This window comes from Amycolatopsis sp. cg9, from assembly GCF_041346945.1.
Lineage (GTDB): Bacteria > Actinomycetota > Actinomycetes > Mycobacteriales > Pseudonocardiaceae > Amycolatopsis.
Genome location: NZ_CP166850.1, coordinates 2,045,494 through 2,066,024 on the forward strand (window position 1 = coordinate 2,045,494; position 20,531 = coordinate 2,066,024).

Consider the following 20,531-nt stretch of genomic DNA (forward strand, 5'->3'; position numbering starts at 1 on the left):
GTGGACGTCACTGCTGCGCGATCAGCTCCGCGATCTGCACCGCGTTGAGCGCCGCACCCTTGCGCAGGTTGTCGTTCGAGATGAACAGCGCCAGCCCGCGGCCGCCCTCGATGCCCTGGTCGACGCGGATGCGGCCGACGTAGCTCGGGTCGTTGCCCGCCGCCTGCAGCGGGGTCGGGACCTCCGACAGCTCGACACCCGGAGCGTGCGTCAGCAGTTCCGTGGCGCGCTCGACGGTCAGCGGCTGCGCGAACTCCGCGTTCACCGAGATCGAGTGCCCCGAGAACACCGGCACCCGCACGCAGGTGCACGAAACGCCCAGCCCCGGGATGCTCAGGATCTTGCGGCTCTCGTTGCGGAACTTCTTCTCTTCGTCCGTCTCGAACTCACCGTCGTCCACAATGGACCCGGCCATCGGCAGGACGTTGAACGCGATCGGGCGGACGTACTTCTCCGGCTTCGGGAACTCGATCGCCGCGCCGTCGTGGGTCAGCAGCGACGCGTGCTCCGCGCCCGCCTTGACCTGACCCGCCAGCTCGTCGACGCCGGCCAGCCCGCTGCCGGACACCGCCTGGTACGTCGACGCGACCAGGCGGACCAGCCCGGCCTCGTCGTGCAGCGGCTTCAGCACCGGCATCGCGGCCATGGTGGTGCAGTTGGGGTTCGCGATGATCCCCTTTCGCGCCTCCTTGATCGCCTGCGGGTTGACCTCGCTGACGACCAGCGGCACGTCCGGGTCCATCCGGAACGCCGAGGAGTTGTCGATCACCGTCACGCCCGCCTCGGCGAACCGGGGCGCCTGCGCCTTCGACGTCGACCCGCCCGCGGAGAACAGCGCGATGTCCAGACCGGACGGATCCGCCGTCGAAGCGTCCTCGATCGTGATTTCCGTGTCGCGCCAAGGCAGCTTCGAACCCGCCGAGCGCGCCGAAGCGAAGTACCGGAGCTCGGCGATCGGGAACTCCCGCTCCGCCAGCAGCTTGCGCATCACCGCGCCGACCTGGCCGGTCGCGCCGACCACCCCGACCCGCAGCCCGTCCGCCATCAGCGACCACTCCCCGCGTAGACGACGGCTTCTTCGTCGCCGCCGAGTTCGAACGCCTCGTGGATCGCGCGCACGGCGTCGTCGAGCTGCGCGTCCCGGATCAGCACCGAGATGCGGATCTCCGAGGTGTTGATGATTTCGATGTTGACGCCGGAGTTGGCCAGCGCCTCGCAGAACGTCGCCGTGACACCGGGGTGCGAGCGCATCCCGGCGCCGACCAGCGAGACCTTGCCGACGTGGTCGTCGTAGAGGACGGACTCGAAGCCGATCTCCGCCTTGACCTTCTCCAGCTCCTTGACCGCCTTGGCGCCGTTGGCCTTCGACAGCGTGAACGTGATGTCGGTGCGGCCGGAGACGGTGCTGGACACGTTCTGCAGCACCATGTCGATGTCGATCTCGGCGTCGGCGATCACGCGGAAGATCCGGGCCGCGGCACCGGTGTGGTCCGGCACCCCGGTGACCGTGATCTTGGCTTCGGAGCGGTCGTGCGCCACACCGGTGATCAGGGCTTGTTCCACGGGGATCTCCTCGATAGAACCGGTCACCGTCGTGCCCGGCTTGTCACTGTAGGAAGAGCGGACTCGGATCGGGACGCCGTAGCGGCGCGCGTACTCGACCGAACGCAGGTGCAGGATCTTCGACCCGCTCGCGGCGAGCTCCAGCATCTCCTCGTACGGGATGGTGTCGAGCTTCCGCGCGTCCGGCACGATCCGCGGGTCGGCCGAGTACACACCGTCCACATCGGAGTAGATCTCGCAGACGTCGGCGTTGAGCGCGGCGGCCAGCGCGACGGCGGTGGTGTCCGAGCCGCCGCGGCCGAGCGTGGTGATGTCCTTGGTGTCCTGCGCGACCCCCTGGAAGCCCGCCACCAGCGCGACGTAACCCTGCTCGAGAGCTTCGGTGACGCGGCTGGGCGTGACGTCGATGATGCGCGCGTTGCCGTGCACCGACGTCGTGACGACGCCGGCCTGCGAACCCGTGAACGACCACGCTTCGGCGCCCTGGGCCGCGATCGCCATGGCGACCAGCGAGTTCGAGATGCGCTCACCGGCGGTGAGCAGCATGTCCATCTCCCGCTCCGGCGGCGCCGGGTTGACCTGCTGCGCCAGGTCGAGCAGTTCGTCGGTGGTGTCACCCATCGCCGAGCAGACCACGACGACGTCGTTGCCCGCCTTCTTCGTGGCGACGATCCGCTCCGCGACGCGCTTGATCCGGTCGGCACTTTCCAGCGACGATCCGCCGTACTTCTGGACCACGAGGGCCACGCCCGAACCTCCTCGCGGGCCGGGCGGCTCCCTGGTGGGCACCGGAGAGCCCCCGCGTCCCATGATTTGAAGTGGAGCCTACCGGGGGTTGGACGGCCCGCCACCCTCTTGACGTGGGGCGGACCCCGGCCGGCGGCGGCGCGGAAGTAAATCTTCCGTAACACCAACGAAATGCGCGGAGCCCTTCCTCCCGAGTGATGCAGCGCACGCCTGGGTATCGTCAAGATCGTGCGAAAGCCAGCTGTGACGAGCGTCCCGATCGCGACCCTGATGGCCGAGCGGTGGAGCCCGCGGGCCTACGACGAGTCCGCCGTGGTCACCGCCGAGCAGGTCCGGGCCCTGCTGGAAGCGGCCCGCTGGGCCCCGTCGTTCGGCAACACCCAGCCGGCCCGGTACCTGGTCGGCGTCCGCGGGACCCCGGCGTTCGACGCGATCCTGTCGACGCTGAACTCGGGCAACCGGGCGTGGGCGCACCGCGCGGGGCTGCTGCTGATCGGCGTGATCGTGACGACGAACGAGAAGGGCGACGTGCCCTACGCCGAGTACGGGCTCGGGCTGGCCTCGGAGAACCTCGTGCTGCAGGCCGTGGAGCTGGGGCTGATCGCGCACCAGATGGCGGGGTTCTCCCCGGACGCGGTGCGGGACTCGTTCGGCCTGCCGGACGACGCCGTCCCGAAGGTGGCCATCGCGGTGGGGTCGGCGGCGTCACCCGATGTGCTGGAAGAGGACTGGCGGATCGAGCGCGAGAAGGCCGAGCGGGTGCGGCTGCCGCTGGCGGAGTTCGCGTTCACCGATCGGTGGGGTACGCCGGCGCTGTAACCGCGGCCGCCGAATCGCGACTCCTCCGGCAGGAGGTGGCGATGGACGAGACGCGCAACGAGGCGTCGGGCAGCGGCTTCGGGCAGTTCGGCACCGTCTACGGGAACGTGACGGTCAACGCCGGCCCGGCGCCCGAACCACCGCGGCAACCGCCCGCGACCGGGCCCGGCCCGGCCGCCGCGGGACGGCTGGCCGCGCGACTGATGGCCCAGCTCGACCGGAGGTTCGGCAGCCACGCCGGCGGTTACGCCGGCATCCACGCGGAACTGGCCGCGTTGCCGGCGGAGGACGCCGCGGCCGTGCTCCGGTACCTGCCGACCGAGCACATCAACGCGCTGCTGCGCGAGCTGCCCCGGCCGCTTTGCCTCGGCGTACTGCCGCTGCTGGGCCTCGACTACCTCCGCGAGCTCGCGGACCAGGAGCCCATGGCCTTCGCCGACGGCAGGCTGCTCTGCTACTCGCGCACCGAAGACGTGCTCGAGCTGCTGCGTGAGCTCCCGGCGACCACCGCGATGACGCTGCTCGAGAACCTCCACCGGGGCCGGCGCGAGATCGGCGACCAGGAGCACCGGGAGCGCATCGCGGCGGCCACCCGGATCTGGGACGCGCTCGTCCGCCCCTAGGAGGCCCCGCCCACCCGGCGGATGACTTTCGCGAGGATGCCCGACACGACGAGCCAGAACACCGCCGCGATGCCGTAGTTCACCAGGACGCGCAGCTTTTCGTCACTCGGCGTGAACAGGTCGCTGAACCCCAGCGCCAGGCCGTCCGCCCAGGACTTCACGAACGAGACGATGCCGTTGTCCGGGTTGGCCGAGCCGACCGTGAAGATCACGTGGATCACCAGGAACGCCGCGAAGACCAGTCCTACCCAGCGGACGATCGACGCCACCACCGACGCCACGCGGCCCCCGGTCCGGCGCCAGTCGACGGGAGCCCGGCGGGAGACCTCGGTCTCTTCCGACGACGACTCTGCGTGCTCAGCCATGCCCGCAGTTTCGCACGGCCACCGTCCAATTGCTACCCACAGGTAACCCCGGGAAGGGACCGCCCGGCTTCCCTCGGGCGGCGTTCCGTGGTTATGGTGGAGCCGTGGCGCGTGCTCTCCTGCTTCGCTGCCGCGACGGGGCCTGACCGGACCGGCTCCCCGTCGCGGGGCTTCGTGGTGCCGGTCGCACCCGTCGATCTGGAGACACCCGATTTCGCATGAGCAAGATCCGCAAACCCTCTCGCCCCGCGCCCGCTGACCAGCCCGCCTGGAACACCCAGCGCGGGACGTCCATGCCGGTCCACCGCTACCGCCCCTGGTACGACGTGGTCGAGAACATCGACCTGCCCGACCGCACCTGGCCCGCCAAACGCATCGACCGCGCGCCGCTGTGGTGCGCCGTCGACCTGCGGGACGGCAACCAGGCCCTGATCGACCCGATGTCGCCCGCGCGCAAGCGCAAGTTCTTCGACCTGCTGGTCCGCATGGGCTACAAGGAGATCGAGGTCGGCTTCCCGGCCGCGTCGCAGACGGACTTCGACTTCGTCCGCGAGATCATCGACGAGGGCGCCATCCCCGACGACGTCAGCATCCAGGTGCTGACCCAGTGCCGCCCGGAGCTGATCGAGCGGACGTTCCAGTCCCTCGAAGGCGCGCCGCGGGCGATCGTCCACATCTACAACTCGACGTCGATCCTGCAGCGCCGCGTGGTCTTCCGCGAGGAGCGCGAAGGCATCAAGAAGATCGCGACGCAGGCCGCCGAAATGGTCGTCGAGCTGGCCGACAAGCAGCCCGACACCGACTTCCGGTTCCAGTACTCGCCGGAGTCCTACACCGGCACCGAGCTGTCCTACGCGCTCGAGGTCTGCGACGCCGTCACCGAGATCTGGCAGCCGACGCCGGAGAAGCCGGTGATCCTGAACCTGCCGGCGACCGTCGAGATGGCGACGCCGAACGTCTACGCCGACTCGATCGAGTGGATGAGCCGCAACCTGGCCCGCCGCGACTCGGTGATCCTGTCGCTGCACCCGCACAACGACCGCGGCACCGGCATCGCCGCGGCCGAGCTGGGCTTCCAGGCCGGCGCCGACCGGATCGAAGGCTGCCTGTTCGGCAACGGCGAGCGCACCGGCAACGTCGACCTGGTCGCGCTGGGCATGAACCTCTACAGCCAGGGCATCGACCCGCAGATCGACTTCTCGGACATGGACGAGATCAAGCGGACGGTCGAGTACTGCAACCAGCTGCCGGTGCCCGAGCGCTCGCCGTGGGGCGGCGACCTGGTGTTCACCGCGTTCTCCGGCAGCCACCAGGACGCGATCAACAAGGGCCTCGACGCGTTGAAGGACGCCGCCGACAAGCAGGGCGTACCGGTCGAGGAGTACCCGTGGGAGGTCCCGTACCTGCCGATCGACCCGAAGGACGTCGGCCGCACGTACGAGGCCGTGATCCGGGTGAACTCGCAGTCCGGCAAGGGCGGCGTCGCCTACATCATGAAGGCCGAGCACCAGCTCGACCTGCCGCGGCGCCTGCAGATCGAGTTCTCGAAGGTGATCCAGCGCCACACCGACTCCGAGGGCGGCGAGGTCGACCCGACGACGATGTGGAACGCGTTCTCGGCCGAGTACTTGGAGCTGAAGACGCCGCTGGAGCTGGTCCGCCAGCACGTCCGCGACAACGGCGACGGCGAGTACGACATCACCGCGACCGTGAAGGTGGAGGGTGACGAACACGAGGTCACCGGCCGCGGCAACGGCCCGATCGCGGCGTTCTTCGACGCGCTGTCCACTGTGGGCTTCGACCTGCGGCTGCTGGACTACAGCGAGCACACGCTCTCGCCGGGCGACGACGCGCGCGCCGCGTCGTACATCGAGTGCGCGATCTCGGACCGGGTGTTCTGGGGCATCGGCGTCGACCCGTCGATCGTGACGGCCTCGCTGCGCGCGGTCGTGTCGGCGGTGAACCGCGCCAACCGGTGAAAGCCGAGCGGCTGGTCGCGCTGCTGTTCACGCTGCAACGGCGGCGCAGCGCGACCGCCGCTGAGCTCGCGGGCGAGCTGGGCGTCTCCGAACGCACGATGCACCGCGACCTCGCGGCCCTGCGCGAAGCCGGTGTTCCACTGTGGACGGAGCAGGGCCGCCACGGCGGCTTCCGGCTGGTCGACGGCTGGCGGGCGGGCCTCGACGGGCTGACCGCGCGCGAGGCCGTCGCACTCTTCGCGCTGGGGGTGCCGGACGCGCTCGCCGGGCTCGGCCTCGACACCGCGGGCAGCGCGGCGCGGGCGAAGGTGTCCGCGGGCATGCCCGCGGAGCTGCGCGAGCACGCGGCGCTGGTGGCCGGGCGCTTCCACCTGGACGCGCCCGGCTGGTTCGGCGGCGCCGACGAGCCGCCGTCCCTGGCCGCGGTCGTGCGGGCGGTGTGGGCGCAGCGGCGGCTTTCGATCACCTACCGGCGGCGCGACAAGGTGGCTTCGCGCGAGCTGGAGCCGCTCGGGCTCGTGCTGAAGGCGGGCGTCTGGTACCTGGTGGCGCGCGTGGTTCCGGACGACGCGCTGCGGACGTACCGGGTCTCGCGGATCCTCGACGCGGTTCCTCTCGACGTCGCTTTCGCCCGGCCGGCGGACTTCGACCTGGCACGGTGGTGGCGCACGTCGTCGGCGGCGTTCGAGCAGGTCGCGCGGCCGGTGCGGGTCCGCGCCCGGCTGAGTCGCTCGGCGGTGCGCGAGCTGCGGCGGGTGTTCGGGGGTGAGCACCTGGCGGACACGGTGGTGTCGCTCGGCGAGCCGGACGACGAGGGGTGGGCCGAGGCCGAACTCGCCCTGGAAGGCGGGGAGATCGGCCTCGGTCAGCTGGTCGCGTTGAGCCCGGGTGTCGAGGTGCTCGAGCCGCCGGAACTGCGGGCGGCGCTGGCCGGGGTCGGCGCGGAACTGGCCGCCCGCAACGGTCAGCGGTAGCCGGTCGGGTCCGCCGGCTTGCCCGCGTCGGCCACCTCCGTCATGTAGCGCCACGCGTCCGGGCGGCTGCCGTCCACGTCGTCCACCCCGTACTCCTTCGCCAGCTGGCCGCTGCTCACCGTCTGTCCCGACCACCGCTGACGCGACGGATCCGCGGCCAGTGCCACCACCGTCCGGCCGCAGAACGTCGGGGTCTCCGAGATCGCGAAGTGCGGGACCTTTTCGCACGCGTCGCGCCAGTTCGACTCCGTCACGCCGTAGCTGTCCAGCATCATCTCCGAGCGCAGGTAGCCCGGGGTGAACGCGACTGCCGTGCAGGAGTGCGCCGCCAGCTCCGCCGCCTCGCCGATCGCCAGCAGGTGGGCCGACGCCTTCGCCAGGTAGAACGGCAGCGAAGTCCCTTCGCGGTACTTCGCGTTGTACTCGGCCGTGCCGTCGGTCAGCTCCACCACCAAGCCGCCCGGCCTGCCGATGACCAGCGGCAGCAGGAAGTGGCTGGTGATCAGGTGCGCGTCGATGCCGAGCCGGATCATGCGCAGGCCGGCCTCGAGGTCGTGCTCCCAGATCGGCTGGCCCCAGCCGAGGTGCTGGTCGCCGCCCCACAGGCCGTCGACCAGGATGTCGAGCGGGCCCACGCGCCGGGCCAGCGCCTCGACCTCCGCCGGCACCAGGTGGTCGACGCGGGTCGCCTCCGCCCGGCCGCCCGCGCGCTCGATCAGCTCGGCCGTCTCCTCGATCGTTTCGGGACGGTCCACTTCGGACCGCCCGGCGCGGGTGGTCCGGCCGGTGACGTGCACGAAGGCGCCCGCGCGGCCCAGCTCCACCGCGATCGCCCGGCTCGCGCCGCGCGTCCCGCCCGCGACCAGCGCGACTTTTCCGGAAAGTTCGTTCATGCCGTCAGCGTCGCGGCGAACCATGACAACTCCTGTCATGGTTCGCGAAGTCTGTGGGTGACCTGTCGGGTTGCTGTGAGTCCCCGGTGATCGGGAGTGCTTCGGACCGGGCGGGCGGTTAATGGAGGTGTGGACGGATCGACGACGGGACTGGTGCTGTTGTTCGTCGTCTCGCTGGTGCCGCTGCTGCCCACCGAGGTGACGCTCCTCGGCATGGGCATCGCGGCGGCGCAGGGCGGGACGTCGCTGGCGCTGGTGATCGCCGTGGCGAGTGCCGGGTGCCTGGCGTCCGACCAGGCGCTCTACGCCCTCGGCCGGTTCGGTGGCCGGGCGGCGCTGGACCGGCTGGGCCGGCGGAAGAAGATCGCCGCCGGCCTCGGCTGGCTCGACGGGCGGCTGCAGCGCCACCCCCGGCCGGTGCTGGTGGTCGCCCGCTGGCTCCCGTCGGGCGGGACGATCGGCGCCCTCCTCGCCGGATCGCTCCGGTGGCCGATGGCGGAGTTCTTCACCGCTTCGGCCATCGGCGTCACACTCTGGACGTCCTACGTGGCCTTCCTCGGCTACGCGGGCGGCCGGATCGTCACCGAACCCGGGATCAGCCTGCTGCTCTCCCTGGCGGTAGCCCTGGTCCTGGGTTCGGTGATCACCTTCAGCGTGAAACGGTCGGCTGGAGCGCTTTGAGGATGTCCGCCGGTTCGGTCCGCGTGACGAAGTCCGGGTGGACGTCGACGAACCGGAGCACCCGGTCCCGGTCGACCACGACGACCGCCGGGTGGAACAGTTCCCAGGTGCCGTTGACCTCTTCGAGGTTCGTGCCGAGCGTCTCCATGGCCTCGCGCACCGGCGCGGAAACCGGGTAGCTCAGCCGCAGCCCGCGCGCGACCGTGCTGCCGACGTCCGAGAGCACCGGGAACCCCAGTTCGGGCACCACGCCGTCCGGCTTCTGGGGGCTGATCGCCGCCAGGGTCGCGCCGAGCTTCTCCAGCTCCGGCAGCAGTTCCCGCTGGTAGGTGCGCAGGGTCAGGTTGCAGTACGGGCACCACTGCCCGCGGTAGAACACGAGCACCGCCGGCCCGTCCGCCACGAGTTCGCTCAGGCTCGTCGCTGTGCCATCGGCCGCCGGCAGCGTGAAGTCGTCGATCTTGGCGCCGACCTCGGCGAAGTCCGTCGCGGCCCGGCGCCGGTCGGCTTCGAGGACGGCGAAGATCTCCGGCGGCAGCAGGCCGCGGAGGTGGTCGTTCACACCGGTCAGGGCGTTGTCGAGCGTCATGGATCCCCCTAGCTTGTTGTACTGATCGGTACAGTGCGTCAAACTGTACTATTCAGTACATGGAGACGCAAGCGGCGGCCTCGACCCCGCGCGGCAAGCGGACGCGGGACGCGATCGTCGACGCGGCGGCGGGACTGATGTACGTCGACGGCGTCGCGGGCACGAGCGTCGACAAGGTGCTCGCCGCGAGCGGGGCCGGGAAATCGCAGATGTACCACTACTTCAAGAACAAGGAGCAGCTGGTCGCGGCCGTGATCGACCGGTACCTCGAGCAGATCCTCGCCAACCAGCCGGCGATCTTCACGCTGTCGTCGTGGGCCGACCTCGAAACGTGGACCGAGCAACTGCTGGACATCCACCGCCGCGCGGGCACGCCGGTCGCCTGCCCGCTGGGCAACCTCGCCGGCGAGGTCGGCGACAACCCGAAGCTCGCGCCGTTGGTCGACCAGGCCTACCGCAAGTGGGAGTCCCACCTGGAGCGCGGGCTGACCACGTTGCGGGACAAGGGAGAGCTCGCGCCGGACGCCGACCCGGCCCGGCTGGCGCAGGCGGCGATGACGTCCGTCCAAGGTGGACTGCTGCTGGCCCACATCCGGCACGACCTCACGGCGTTGGAGGACGCGCTCGGCATCGCGCTGACCTACCTGCGCGGCTTCAAGCGGTGAGCTGGGCGACTTCCGCGGCCAGTTCCTCGATCACCTTGGCGACCGCCGGGCGCTGCAGCGCGCCCGTGCGGCACACCGCCTCGACCAGCCGGGCCGCGCGGATCCCGGCCAGCGGCCTGCTGACCAGGCCGCCGCCGCGGCGGGTGTCGATCGTGTAGCGCGGCACCAGCGCGATGCCGTGGCCGGCCGCGACCAGCCGTTCGGTGATCCGGAAGTCGTTGATCCGCTGGACGACGACCGGGCGCACGCCGGTGCGGATGGTCAGCGAGCGCAGCACGTCGTCCACCGGGAAGCCGTGGTCGACGCCGATCCAGCGTTCGTCGGCCAGCTCCGCCAGGTCCACGCGCCGCTTGGCCGCCAGCCGGTGCCCGACCGGCAGCGCGACGTCGAGCGGCTCGCGCAGCAGCGGCACGACGTCCAGGCGGTCGTGGTCGAACTCCGGCGCGTGCTCGTCGCGGTGCGCCACGACGACGTCGTAGTCCGCGACCAGGCCCGGCACCTCCGGCGGGGTCATGTCGACGTCCCGGACGTCGACCTCCAGGCCGTCGTGGCCGGCGACGCGGGTCAGCAGGCCCGGCAGCAGCATCAGCCCGGCCGACTGGAAGATCGCGAGCCGCACCCGCCCGCGCGGCGCGCTGCGGTAGGTGTCCAATTCGGACTCGGCCCGCTCGAGCGCGGCCAGCACCTCGTCGGCGCGGGCGACCAGCGCCCGGCCCGCGTCGGTCAGCCGCAGCCCCCGGCCGGCCGGTTCGGTGAGCGGCAGCCCGACCTCGCCCTGCAGCGCGCGCAACTGCTGCGAGACGGCCGACGGCGTGCAGTGCAGCGCCCGCGCGGCCGCCGTCACGCTCCCGCGGTCGGCGAACTCCCGCAGCGTGCGCAGCCGGCCCAGATCCACGGCGCCAGCGTACGTGAAGCACCGCTACACAGTGGGTACGCATTCGACGGCCGCGACTTCACGGTCGTGGCGCAGCCGGGCGACCGTCCCGGCGCCGACCAGCGCGACGATCCCGGCGACGCAGCCGAGCGTGAGCCCGGACGGCGTGAGGCGGTGGTCGGCGAGCTGCATGAGGTAGGCGAAGAGCGGCGAAAGGGTCAGCAGGATCGACGCGGTGATCGGCTCGGTCCGCTCGATGCCGACCTGCAGCAGGTACAGCGGCAGCGCGACACCGAACAGGGCGATCAGCGCCGACGGCACGAGCGCCGCCCCGACGCCCGGTGCGCCGTCGAACGCGACCAGCACCCACGTCACGGCCAGGATCAGGAAGAACCGCAGTGCGAGCACCCGCCGCGGCGGCAGCGCGGCATCGCTCAGCCGCTTCGAGTAGAGCACGTTCGCCACCGAGCCGACGCCGGTGAGGAGTACCAGCGCCACCCCGGCGAGCGTCTCGCCCGGCGTCCGCTCGAGCGCGCCGCGGCCGGTGAACGAGCCCCAGACGAGCAGCCCGATCAGCACGGCGATCCCGGCCGCGACCCACGCCTCCGCCCGCAGGGTCGGCGCACCCCGGCGCAGCAAGGGGTTCAGCACCAGGGTCAGCACCGGGCCGAGCGCGATGCCGACGACGTTGACCACCGCCGGTTCGAGGTACCGCAACGCGAACAGCATCGACAGCCAGGTGACGGCGGTCGTCACGTTGATCATCACGACGTCGCCGCGCAGCTCCCGGACCGGGCGGAACGTCGCGGCGGCGCCGTCCCGCAGCAGCGCGAACCCCAGGAACACCACCGCGGCGAGGCCGAACGACACCGCGGCGACGGTGGCCGGGCGGAGCTGCTCCAGCTGGTTGCCGGCGAAGACGTCGAGCGCCGCGGTCAGTGCCGCGAACCCGGTCAGCGGTAGTACCCCACGCATCGGCTTTCCCCCAGTCGTCGACGACGGCGGAGATCGTCACCGGAGCCGGGCCGCGCGGTCAACACCGCTCCGGCGCCGCGGGCGGCCGCCGAGCGGACACGCCAGCGATCGGTGCAGGTCAGCGCGTTTTTCGTGAAGCCCCGCTACAAAGTCCTTGCAGATATTCTCGCTGGTCCTTCACGATCGCCGTTGCGAAAGTGGAGGCATGCCCGCTCGTGACCGCCTGCTCGCCGTGCTCGTCGCCGTCCTCTGGGGACTCAACTTCCTCGCCATCCACGCCACGCTCGGCCAGTTCCCGCCGGTGTTCGCGGGCGCGCTGCGGTTCGCCGTCATCGCCGTGCCGACGATCCTGTTCGTGCCGTGGCCGAAGGTGAAGGTGCGGTACCTGCTCGGCTACGGCCTCGGGTTCGGCACCGGGCAGTTCGCGTTCCTGTTCATCGCGATGGACACCGGGATGCCGACCGGGCTCGCGTCGCTGGTGCTGCAGGCGTCGGCGCCGTTCACGGTGCTGCTCGGCGCCGTCTTCCTGCGCGAACGCGTCACGCCGCACCAGCTGGCCGGCATCGCGCTGGCCGTCGCCGGGATGGTCGCGATCGCGTGGCAGCAGTCCGGGCACGCCGCCCTGCTGCCGATGGTGCTGACCCTGCTGGGCGCGCTGAGCTGGGCGTTCGGCAACCTGAGCACGCGCCGCGCCGAGCCGGACAACCCGCTGCACTTCACGCTGTGGATGTCGGTGGTGCCGCCGCTGCCGATGTTCGCGCTCTCGCTGGTCATGGAGGGCCCGGCCGCGCAGTGGCGTTCACTGACGACGTTGGGCACCCCGACCGGGCTGACCGCGCTCGGCGGCCTGACCTACGTCGTGCTGATCGGCACCGTCGTCGGCTCGGGCCTGTGGACGACACTGATGCGGCGCAACCCGGCCGGCGTCGTTTCGCCGTTCTCGCTGCTGGTGCCGGTGGTCGGGCTGTCGGCGTCGTTCGTCTTCCTCGGCGAGCGGCCGACCGGGCTGGAGATCGGTGCGGCCGCCGTCGTGATCGCCGGCGTGCTGCTGGGCTCGCTCCGGTTCACGCGCAAGCCCGAACCGGAGCTGGTGACGGTCTAGGCCGCCGTCTCCTCCTGCTTCGGGGTCTCTTCTTCGCCCTCGTGGGCGCGGCCGAGGCGCTTCTTCATGACGAAGAAGACGACGATGCCGATGACGACCGCGGCGACCAGGCCGAACTTGGAGAACCGGCCGAGCCACTCTTCGGCGACGACGCCGAGGTAGTAGACGAGCACGGTGGTGCCGCCGGCCCACACGATGCCGCCGGCCGCGTTCGCCAGCAGGAACTTCGGGTAGTGCATGCGCAGCGACCCGGCGAGCGGGCCCGCGAGGATGCGCAGGAACGCGATGAACCGGCCGAGGAAGACGGCCCACACGCCGCGCTTGTCGAAGATGCGTTCGGCGTTGGCGAGGTGCGTCGGGCCGAAGTGCTTCGGGAATTTCCGGCCGGCCCAGGCGAACAGGCGCTGGCCACCGGTTTTCCCGATGAAATACCCGATGCTGTCACCGATGATGGCGCCGGCGCTGGCCAGGACGGCGATCCAGAGCGGGCTCAGGGTGTCGTGCTGCGAGGCCAGCAAGGCCGCGCTGACCAGCACGATTTCCCCGGGGAGCGGGATGCCGAGGCTCTCGATCATGATCACCGCGCCGACGATCAGGTACACCGAGAGCGGCGGGATCGCCTCCAGCCATTGGTCGATGTGCACTGTTCGTACCCCCTGGTACTCCGGAATCTGCTTTCCGCAGGGTACCGGGGGCGGGGCGCCCGGGGCGGCCTACTCAGGTATTGCGCAGGGTCCTACTTGAGTCGGGGTCAATCGAGCGCGGCGAGGGCCGGCGCGACCGGAAAGTCCCCGGAAACGACGTCGAACCCGCGGTTTTCGGTGAGCGGCTCGGCCAGCGTCCCGACGAGCACGGCGGCGACGTCCTGCCTCGCGATCCGCCCGGGTTCCAGGTGCCCGGCGACCTTGACCCGGCCGTTGGCGGGCCCGTCGGTGAGCGTCCCGGGCCGGACGATGGTCCAGGTCAGCGCCGACTTCCGGAGGGCGCTGTCGGAGATCTGCTTGGCGAAGAGGATCGACCGGACGAGGCGGTCGCCCTGGTCGGGCGAGTCGGCGAACTGGGCGGAAAGCTGGATGTAGCGCGGCACCCCGGCCCGCTCGGCGGCGCGGATGGCGGTGATGGCGCCGTCGCGGTCGACGAGGTTCACCGATTCGGGCTCCGGATCGGGCGCGCCGATGGCGTTGATGACGACGTCGGAGTTCTTGAGGACTTCGACGAGGTCGTCCGGATCGGCGGTGACGTCGGCGAGCACGGGCTTGGCGTTCTCGATGCCGCGGAGCAGTTCGGCCCGCTTCCGGCTGCGCAGGCCGGCTTTGACGTGGTGCCCCCTCGCGGCGAGCAGGCGGACTACGTGGAAGCCGGTTCGCCCGGTCGAGCCCAGCACGGTGACCTGCATGGGGTCGATCCTCCCGCAGATGGGGGTGGTTCGCCGGTCCACAGAGTTGTCCACAGGCTTCACCCCCATGTGGACAACTCGGGGACCTGCTCAGCCGCCCAAAGCTGCCGCCCGGGAGCGCAGGTAGCGCTCCTCCGGCACGCTCAACGTCCGCTCGGCCGCGGCCAGGTACGCCTCCCGCGCGCCCGCCGGATCCCCCGCCAGCTCCAGCAAGTGCCCTCGCACCGCGTCGACCCGGTGGTGCGCGGCCAGCGCCGGGTCCGAAGCCGCGGCGGACACCTCCGCCAGCCCCGCCGCCGGACCCGACACCTGCGCCAGCGCCACCACCCGGTTCAGCGTCACCATCGGTCCTGGGGCCACCACCCGCAACAGGTCGTACAGCGTCAGGATCTGCGCCCAGTCCGTCGTCTCCGTCGACGCCGCCTCGTCGTGGACCGCCGCGATCGCCGCCTGGAGCTGGTACGGGCCCACCGGGGACGTCGACAGCGCGTCCGTGATCAGGGAAACCCCCTCCGCGATGAACTCGCGGTTCCACCGGGACCGGTCCTGGAGAGCCAGCGGCACCAGCTCCCCCGACGCCGAAACCCGCGCCGGGCGGCGGGCGTCGGTCAGGAGCATCAGCGCCAGCAAGCCCGTCACCTCGCCGTCCTCCGGCAGCGCCGAACGCAGCTGCCGGGTCAGCCGGATCGCCTCCGTCGTCAGCTCGACGCGGTTCACCGCGTCGCCGGAACTGGCCGTGTGGCCCTCCGTGAAGATCAGGTACAGCACGTCCAGCACCCCGGCCGGCGACTCCGAAGTGACGAACCGCTCGCCGCGGAGAGACCGCTTCGCGCGGCTGATGCGCTGGCCGATGGTGGCCTCCGGGACCAGGAACGCCCGCGCGATCTCCGCCGTCGTCAGGCCGCCGACCGCGCGCAGCGTCAACGCCACCTGCGACGGCCGCGAGAGCGACGGGTGGCAGCAGAGCAGCAGCAACGTCAGCGTGTCGTCGACGCCGACCGGCTCCGGGTCCGGGGGCTCGGCCATGGCCATCGTCGCTTCACGACGCTGCCGGGCCGTCTCGCTGCGCAGCTGCTCGATGCGCCGGCGGGAGGCCGTCGTGATCAGCCAGCCCTTGGGGTTGTCCGGCAGCCCGGAAGCCGGCCACTGCTGGGACGCCGCCAGCAGCGCCTCCTGGACCGCGTCCTCGCACGCGTCGAAGTCGCCGTAGCGGCGGACCAGCGCCGAGAGGACCTGCGGGGCCAGCGAACGCAGGAGCTCGGCGGTCACCGAAGCCCCATCACCGGCCGGACCTCGACCACCCCGAACGCCGCCTCGGGGATGCGGCCGGCGATCTCGGTCGCGCGTTCGAGGTTCTCGCAGTCCAGCAGGTAGAAGCCGGCGAGGAACTCCTTGGCCTCGGCGAACGGGCCGTCCGTCGTCAGGACGCCGCCATCGCCGGCCCGGACCTGCTTCGTCTCCTCCGGGAACGCCAGCCGCTCGGACACGATGCGCTCGCCGGACGCGTCGAGGTCGTCGTTGAGCTGCCGGTAGTACGCGAGCCCGGCCGCGCGCTGCTCCTCGGTCATGCCCGCCCACGCCGCGCGGGACTCGGGGTTGCCGTAGATCAACACCACGTACTTCAAAAAACCTCCCGCAGGATGTCGAAATCCACGCGGCGGCGACTACGTCCCTTTCGACAGGCAGGCACCACCACCTCAGGAGGATGGCATGACCGAGCACGACGACAAGCTGATTCGCGACCTCGTGGCCGCCCGCGCCAAGGCGATCACCGAGCGTGACGCCGAGGCGCTCGCCGGGCAGTGCGTGCCGGAACTGCTCGCGTACACCCTGGCCCCGCCGCTCGCGCACCACGGCGAAGACGTCGAGGCGCGCAAGGCCTGGTTCGCGAGCTTCGACGGCCCGATCGAGTACGAGGTCCGCGACCTCGAAGTCGTCGTCGGGGGCGACGTCGCCTACAGCCACTCGCTCAACCGGCTGTCGACGACGCCGAAGGGCATGCCGCAGAAGTTCGAGCTCTGGTTCCGCTCGACCACGGGCTTCCGCCGCGAAAACGGCGAATGGCGGATCGCCCACGTCCACGACTCGACGCCGTTCCACATGGACGGCACGATGAGCGCCGCCCTGGACCTGAAGCCCTAGGAACGAAAGCGGCCGGCCGGGAGAAGACTCCCGGCCGGCCACCACCCTCAGAGGATTTCGGCGGAGGTGCCGACGTCCGGCGGGCCCAGGTCGGGGTTCAGCGCCCCGGTGAGCTCCACCAGTTCCGGCTCCACCTCGTGCGGCTGGATGCGCCCGTCGCGGATGTCCTCCGCGTAGTGGCACGCCACCCGGTGCCCGCTGCCGATTTCGCGCAGCTGCGGGCGGTCGGTGTCGCACAGGCTCGCCTGCCGCCACGGGCAGCGCGTGTGGAAGCGGCAGCCCGACGGCGGGTTGGCGGGCGAGGGCAGGTCACCGGCGAGCAGGATCTGCTCGCGCGTGTCCTCGACCTGCGGGTCCGGCACCGGGATGGCCGACAGCAGCGCCCGCGTGTACGGGTGCAGCGGGTCCCGGTACAGCGAATCCGCGTCGGTCTCCTCGACCAGCGCGCCCAGGTACATCACGCCGATGCGGTCGGAGATGTGCCGGACCACCGCGAGGTCGTGCGCGATCACCAGGTAGGTCAGCCCGAGCTGGTCCTGCAGGTCCTCCAGCAGGTTGACCACCTGGGCCTGCACCGACACGTCCAGCGCGGACACCGGCTCGTCGGCGACGATCAGGTCCGGCTCCACGGCCAGCGCCCGCGCGATGCCGATGCGCTGGCGCTGCCCGCCCGAGAACTCGTGCGGGTACTTCCGCAGCGCCGTCTCCGGCAGGCCGACCGCGGACAGGAGCTGGCGCAGCCGCTGCTGCGTGGCTTCCTTGTCCTGGTCGAGGCCGTGCGCGTGCATGCCTTCCAGCAGAATGGATTCCACCGACTGGCGGGGGTCCAAACTGGACAGCGGGTCCTGGAAGATCATCTGCATCCGGCGCCGGGCCTTCCGCAGTTCCTCGCCCTTCAGGGCCGCGACGTCGGTGCCGTCGAAGACCACCTGGCCGGCGGTCGGCTCGTTGAGCCGGAGGATCGCGCGGCCCAGCGTGGACTTGCCGCACCCGGATTCGCCCACCAGGCCGTAGGTTTCCCCGCGGCGGATGGCCAGGTCGACGCCGTCGACCGCGAACACGTGCCCGACCGTCCGGTCGATCACGATGCCGCGCTTGATCGGGAAGTGCACCTTGAGGTCGCTGACCTCGAGCAGCACCTCACCAGCAGGACGGGTCATCGGGTTCCTCCTCCCGCCGCGACCGGCGGCCGCACGGGGTTGTGACAGCGCAGCAGCCCGCCGCGGTCGGGGACCAGCTGCGGCTGGACCTCGCGGCACGCGGGCACCGCGTTGGGGCAGCGCGGCGCGAACGCGCACCCGTGGTCCCACGGGATGTTGTCGGCCACCGAGCCCCGGATGGGGATCAGCTTCTCGCCGCGGCCCGCGTCGAGGCGCGGGATCGACGCGAGGAGGCCGTGCGTGTACGGGTGCCGCGGCTCGGCGAACAGCTGGTGCCGCTGCGCGCGCTCCACGATCTTGCCGCCGTAGAGCACGTTGACCTCGTCGCAGAGCCCGGCGACGACGCCGAGGTCGTGCGTGATCATGATCAGCGCGGTGCCGGTGTCCTGCACCAGTTCCCGCAGCAGCGCCAGGATCTGGGCCTGGATGGTGACGTCCAGCGCCGTGGTCGGCTCGTCGGCGATGAGCAGCCGCGGCCGGCACGCCAGCGCGATCGCGATCAGCGCGCGCTGCCGCATCCCGCCGGAAAGCTGGTGCGGGTACTCGGTGAGCCGCCGCGACGGGTCGGGGATGCCGACCTTGTCGAGCAGGTCCACCGCTTCGACGGACGCCGCCTTGCGCGACATCCCGCGGTGGCGTTCCAGCACCTCGGTGATCTGCAGCCCGATCGGGATGACCGGGTTCAGCGAGGACAGCGGGTCCTGGAAGACCATGCCGAGGTCGCGGCCGCGGCGGTCACGCATGTCCTTGTCGGACAGCGTGAGCAGGTCGGTGCCTTCGAAGCGCACCGAACCGCTCACCTTGTTGCCGCGGCGGGCGAGCAGCCGCATGATCGCCAGCGACGTCACGGACTTGCCGCAGCCGGACTCGCCGACCAGACCGACCGTCTGGCCCGGCTCGACGTCGAAGCTCACGCCGTCCACCGCGGTGAACGACTTCTCGCCGCGCCGGACGAAGTCGACCGTCAGGTCGCGGACTTCAAGGAGTGCCATGGGTTCTCACCGCCTGTTCTTCGGGTCGAGGGCTTCGCGGAGGGACTCGCCGAGCAGCGTGAACCCGAGCGCGACCACGATGATCGCGATGGCCGGGTAGTACGCGAGCTCCGGGCGGATGTCGAGGAACTGGCGCGCGGCCTTGCCGAGCATCAGCCCCCATTCCGCCCGCGACGGGTCCGGGTCGCCCAGACCGAGGAACGACAGCGCCGCGGCCTCGAGGATGGCGGTCGCCAGGGTCAGCGTCGCCTGCACGATGACCGGGCCGAGCGAGTTCGGCAGCATGTGCCGGAACACGATCGTCCCGCGCTTCACGCCCAGCGACGTCGCCGCCAGCACGTGGTCGGCGTCGCGCTGGGCCAGCATGGAACCGCGCAGCAGCCGGGCGAAGATCGGCACGCCGACCATCGACACGGCCAGGATGACCGTCCACTGGCTCGGCTTGGCGAACAGCGCCGCGATCGAGATGGCCAGCAGCAGCGAGGGAAACGACAGCATGACGTCGACCAGTCGCATGAGGACGGTGTCGACCCAGCCGCCGAACGCGCCCGCGAGCCCGCCGATGATGACGCCGATGAGCACGCCGATCACGGTGGCGAGCACGCCGACGATCAGCGTCTGCTGGGCACCGACGATCAGCCGGGACAGGAAGTCGCGGCCGAAGTCGTCGACGCCGAGCGGGTACCCGGGCATCGAGCCGGGGATGATGCCCCGGCCGAGCTGCACCTGGTCCTGCATCGCGCGGTCGAGCGGGTCCTTGGGCGCGAGCAGCGGCGCGAAGATCGCCAGGAGGAAGAACAGGCCGGTGATGACCCCGCCGGTGATCGCGACCGGGCTGCGCAGCATCCGGCGGAACGCTTCGCCGCCGATGCTGCGCCCGCTCGCCGCGGCGAGCTTGTCGATCGGTTCCTTCTTCTTGTTGAGCAGAGTGTTCATCGCACACGCACCCTCGGGTCGATGATCCCGTACGAGATGTCGACCAGCATGTTCACCAGGACGTAGACCACGGCCCCGAACAGCAGCAGCGCCTGCAGCCGCGGGTAGTCACGCCGCTCGATGCCTTCGGCCAGCAGGAACCCGAGGCCGCGGAAGTTGAACACCCGCTCGGTCAGCACCGCGCCGCCGAGCAGCGCGCCGGTCTGCAGGCCGATGGTGGTGACCACCGGCAGCAGGCCGTTGCGCAGCACGTGCCGGCGGCGGACCACCTGCTGGGTGAGGCCCTTCGAGTTGGCCGTGCGGATGAAGTCCTCGTTGAGCACTTCGAGCACGGACGCCCGGGTGATCCGGGTGATCACCGCGAGCGGGATCGTGGCCAGCGCGAACGCGGGGAGGATCAGGTGCCGGATCGCGTCCCAGACGGCGTCCCACTCGCTCGTCATGATGCCGTCGAGGATCGCGAAGTTCGTGATGGCCGTGGCGTCGAGGCCGGTCGTCTGCCTGCCCTGCGACGGCAGTCCCAGCGGCGAAGCCAGCAGGTCCTGCATCATGTAGCCGAGGAAGAACACCGGCACCGCGACGCCGATCAGGCTCAGCAGGATGACACCGTTGTCGACCGGCCCGCCGCGGTAGCGCGCCGACAGGTAACCGGCCGGGATACCGACGATGATCGCGATGATCATGGCCGTGAAGCCGAGCTCGATGGTCGCCGGCAGGAAGGTGGTGATCTCGCCCATGACGGGCTGGGTCGACACCAGGGAGTTGCCGAAGTCGCCGGTGAAGGCGCGGCCGAGGAACCCGAAGTACTGCAGGATGATCGGCTGATCGAGCCCGAGTACGTGGTTGAGGTCGGCGATCTTCTCGGGCGTTGCCTTGTCACCCAGCAGCGCGGCTGCGGGACCGCCGGGCAGGGAACGCAACCATGCGAAGACCAGGATGGACAGGATGAGGAGCGTCGGGATCGCTTGTAGCAGCCGACGCACGAGAAAACGGAGCACGTGCAGTCCTTTGTCGCCAGCCCGGGATCAGGCGCAAGGGGTGGGCGCGGTAGCACCC

The 20,531-nt window shown here is 71.0% G+C and carries 23 protein-coding genes; 8 read left to right on the plus strand and 15 right to left on the minus strand.

The genetic code is table 11. The annotated features are described in order from the left end of the window. Window positions 1–7 precede the first annotated feature (7 nt). Window positions 8–1,045, minus strand: a complete 1,038-nt coding sequence (locus tag AB5J73_RS09465) for an aspartate-semialdehyde dehydrogenase (RefSeq protein WP_370969318.1) — start codon at window positions 1,043–1,045, stop codon at window positions 8–10. Further along, on the minus strand, window positions 1,045–2,310 hold the full coding sequence (locus tag AB5J73_RS09470) for an aspartate kinase (RefSeq protein ID WP_125308350.1): 1,266 nt from the start codon (window positions 2,308–2,310) through the stop codon (window positions 1,045–1,047). Before AB5J73_RS09470 ends, AB5J73_RS09465 begins: the two co-directional genes overlap by 1 nt. A 228-nt stretch (window positions 2,311–2,538) precedes the next feature. Here AB5J73_RS09470 and AB5J73_RS09475 point away from each other — a divergent pair, with 228 nt between their 5' ends. Together AB5J73_RS09475 and AB5J73_RS09480 are read left to right on the plus strand one after the other, a co-directional pair. Then, window positions 2,539–3,129 (plus strand): nitroreductase family protein, encoded by a 591-nt coding sequence (locus AB5J73_RS09475; protein WP_370969319.1) that lies wholly within the window; start codon window positions 2,539–2,541, stop codon window positions 3,127–3,129. 41 nt (window positions 3,130–3,170) lie between these two features. Beyond that, window positions 3,171–3,752: a hypothetical protein gene (locus AB5J73_RS09480; RefSeq protein WP_370969320.1), complete on the plus strand. Its 582-nt coding sequence runs from the start codon at window positions 3,171–3,173 to the stop codon at window positions 3,750–3,752. On the opposite strand, the gene AB5J73_RS09485 is transcribed toward AB5J73_RS09480, so the two are convergent. Then, window positions 3,749–4,117 carry a hypothetical protein gene (locus AB5J73_RS09485; protein ID WP_370969321.1) on the minus strand — a complete coding sequence of 123 codons (369 nt, stop codon included), beginning with the start codon at window positions 4,115–4,117 and terminating at the stop codon, window positions 3,749–3,751. The genes AB5J73_RS09480 and AB5J73_RS09485 overlap by 4 nt on opposite strands. Before the next feature lie 218 nt (window positions 4,118–4,335). Here AB5J73_RS09485 and leuA point away from each other — a divergent pair, with 218 nt between their 5' ends. Next, the gene (leuA, locus tag AB5J73_RS09490; RefSeq protein ID WP_370969322.1) at window positions 4,336–6,096 is read left to right on the plus strand and encodes a 2-isopropylmalate synthase; all 1,761 of its coding nucleotides are present in this window, start codon (window positions 4,336–4,338) and stop codon (window positions 6,094–6,096) included. Continuing rightward, window positions 6,093–7,070 (plus strand): helix-turn-helix transcriptional regulator, encoded by a 978-nt coding sequence (locus tag AB5J73_RS09495; RefSeq protein WP_370969323.1) that lies wholly within the window; start codon window positions 6,093–6,095, stop codon window positions 7,068–7,070. The genes leuA and AB5J73_RS09495 overlap by 4 nt, the downstream gene beginning before the upstream one ends. On the opposite strand, the gene AB5J73_RS09500 is transcribed toward AB5J73_RS09495, so the two are convergent. Continuing rightward, on the minus strand, window positions 7,061–7,963 hold the full coding sequence (locus AB5J73_RS09500; RefSeq protein WP_370969324.1) for an SDR family oxidoreductase: 903 nt from the start codon (window positions 7,961–7,963) through the stop codon (window positions 7,061–7,063). The genes AB5J73_RS09495 and AB5J73_RS09500 overlap by 10 nt on opposite strands. Before the next feature lie 129 nt (window positions 7,964–8,092). Here AB5J73_RS09500 and AB5J73_RS09505 point away from each other — a divergent pair, with 129 nt between their 5' ends. Further along, the gene (locus AB5J73_RS09505) at window positions 8,093–8,644 is read left to right on the plus strand and encodes a DedA family protein (RefSeq protein ID WP_370969325.1); all 552 of its coding nucleotides are present in this window, start codon (window positions 8,093–8,095) and stop codon (window positions 8,642–8,644) included. On the opposite strand, the gene AB5J73_RS09510 is transcribed toward AB5J73_RS09505, so the two are convergent. After that, on the minus strand, window positions 8,613–9,233 hold the full coding sequence (locus tag AB5J73_RS09510) for a peroxiredoxin-like family protein (RefSeq protein ID WP_370969326.1): 621 nt from the start codon (window positions 9,231–9,233) through the stop codon (window positions 8,613–8,615). The genes AB5J73_RS09505 and AB5J73_RS09510 overlap by 32 nt on opposite strands. Before the next feature lie 59 nt (window positions 9,234–9,292). On the opposite strand from AB5J73_RS09510, the gene AB5J73_RS09515 reads away from it, so the two are divergent. Further along, window positions 9,293–9,898 carry a TetR/AcrR family transcriptional regulator gene (locus AB5J73_RS09515; RefSeq protein WP_370969327.1) on the plus strand — a complete coding sequence of 202 codons (606 nt, stop codon included), beginning with the start codon at window positions 9,293–9,295 and terminating at the stop codon, window positions 9,896–9,898. Here AB5J73_RS09515 and AB5J73_RS09520 read toward each other — a convergent pair. Then, window positions 9,888–10,793: a LysR family transcriptional regulator gene (locus AB5J73_RS09520; protein WP_370969328.1), complete on the minus strand. Its 906-nt coding sequence runs from the start codon at window positions 10,791–10,793 to the stop codon at window positions 9,888–9,890. The two genes, AB5J73_RS09515 and AB5J73_RS09520, sit on opposite strands and share 11 nt — an antisense overlap. A 24-nt stretch (window positions 10,794–10,817) precedes the next feature. Further along, window positions 10,818–11,747, minus strand: coding sequence for an EamA family transporter (locus AB5J73_RS09525; RefSeq protein ID WP_370969329.1), 930 nt, complete (start codon window positions 11,745–11,747; stop codon window positions 10,818–10,820). 205 nt (window positions 11,748–11,952) lie between these two features. On the opposite strand from AB5J73_RS09525, the gene AB5J73_RS09530 reads away from it, so the two are divergent. Next, window positions 11,953–12,849, plus strand: a complete 897-nt coding sequence (locus AB5J73_RS09530; protein WP_370969330.1) for an EamA family transporter — start codon at window positions 11,953–11,955, stop codon at window positions 12,847–12,849. On the opposite strand, the gene AB5J73_RS09535 is transcribed toward AB5J73_RS09530, so the two are convergent. The 4 genes from AB5J73_RS09535 to AB5J73_RS09550 form a co-directional block, all read right to left on the minus strand. Next, entirely contained in the window at window positions 12,846–13,493 is a 648-nt protein-coding gene (locus tag AB5J73_RS09535) for a DedA family protein (RefSeq protein ID WP_370969331.1), read from the minus strand. The two genes, AB5J73_RS09530 and AB5J73_RS09535, sit on opposite strands and share 4 nt — an antisense overlap. Window positions 13,494–13,600: 107 nt before the next feature. Continuing rightward, complete coding sequence (locus AB5J73_RS09540; protein WP_370969332.1) at window positions 13,601–14,245, minus strand: SDR family oxidoreductase; 645 nt, start codon at window positions 14,243–14,245, stop codon at window positions 13,601–13,603. Window positions 14,246–14,335: 90 nt separating this feature from the next. Then, complete coding sequence (locus AB5J73_RS09545) at window positions 14,336–15,514, minus strand: RNA polymerase sigma factor (RefSeq protein ID WP_370969333.1); 1,179 nt, start codon at window positions 15,512–15,514, stop codon at window positions 14,336–14,338. Further along, window positions 15,511–15,861: a YciI family protein gene (locus AB5J73_RS09550; RefSeq protein ID WP_370973046.1), complete on the minus strand. Its 351-nt coding sequence runs from the start codon at window positions 15,859–15,861 to the stop codon at window positions 15,511–15,513. The genes AB5J73_RS09545 and AB5J73_RS09550 overlap by 4 nt, the downstream gene beginning before the upstream one ends. Before the next feature lie 94 nt (window positions 15,862–15,955). Between AB5J73_RS09550 and AB5J73_RS09555 the strand changes: the two genes are divergently transcribed. After that, window positions 15,956–16,387: a nuclear transport factor 2 family protein gene (locus AB5J73_RS09555; RefSeq protein WP_370969334.1), complete on the plus strand. Its 432-nt coding sequence runs from the start codon at window positions 15,956–15,958 to the stop codon at window positions 16,385–16,387. 47 nt (window positions 16,388–16,434) lie between these two features. On the opposite strand, the gene AB5J73_RS09560 is transcribed toward AB5J73_RS09555, so the two are convergent. From AB5J73_RS09560 to AB5J73_RS09575, 4 genes are read right to left on the minus strand one after another with little or no spacing between them, the layout of a single operon-like run. After that, the gene (locus AB5J73_RS09560; protein ID WP_370969335.1) at window positions 16,435–17,547 is read right to left on the minus strand and encodes an ABC transporter ATP-binding protein; all 1,113 of its coding nucleotides are present in this window, start codon (window positions 17,545–17,547) and stop codon (window positions 16,435–16,437) included. After that, window positions 17,544–18,539 carry an ABC transporter ATP-binding protein gene (locus tag AB5J73_RS09565; protein ID WP_370969336.1) on the minus strand — a complete coding sequence of 332 codons (996 nt, stop codon included), beginning with the start codon at window positions 18,537–18,539 and terminating at the stop codon, window positions 17,544–17,546. The genes AB5J73_RS09560 and AB5J73_RS09565 overlap by 4 nt, the downstream gene beginning before the upstream one ends. A 6-nt stretch (window positions 18,540–18,545) precedes the next feature. Further along, window positions 18,546–19,475: an ABC transporter permease gene (locus AB5J73_RS09570; protein ID WP_370969337.1), complete on the minus strand. Its 930-nt coding sequence runs from the start codon at window positions 19,473–19,475 to the stop codon at window positions 18,546–18,548. Next, window positions 19,472–20,473 carry an ABC transporter permease gene (locus AB5J73_RS09575; protein WP_370969338.1) on the minus strand — a complete coding sequence of 334 codons (1,002 nt, stop codon included), beginning with the start codon at window positions 20,471–20,473 and terminating at the stop codon, window positions 19,472–19,474. The genes AB5J73_RS09570 and AB5J73_RS09575 overlap by 4 nt, the downstream gene beginning before the upstream one ends. Window positions 20,474–20,531 lie beyond the last annotated feature (58 nt).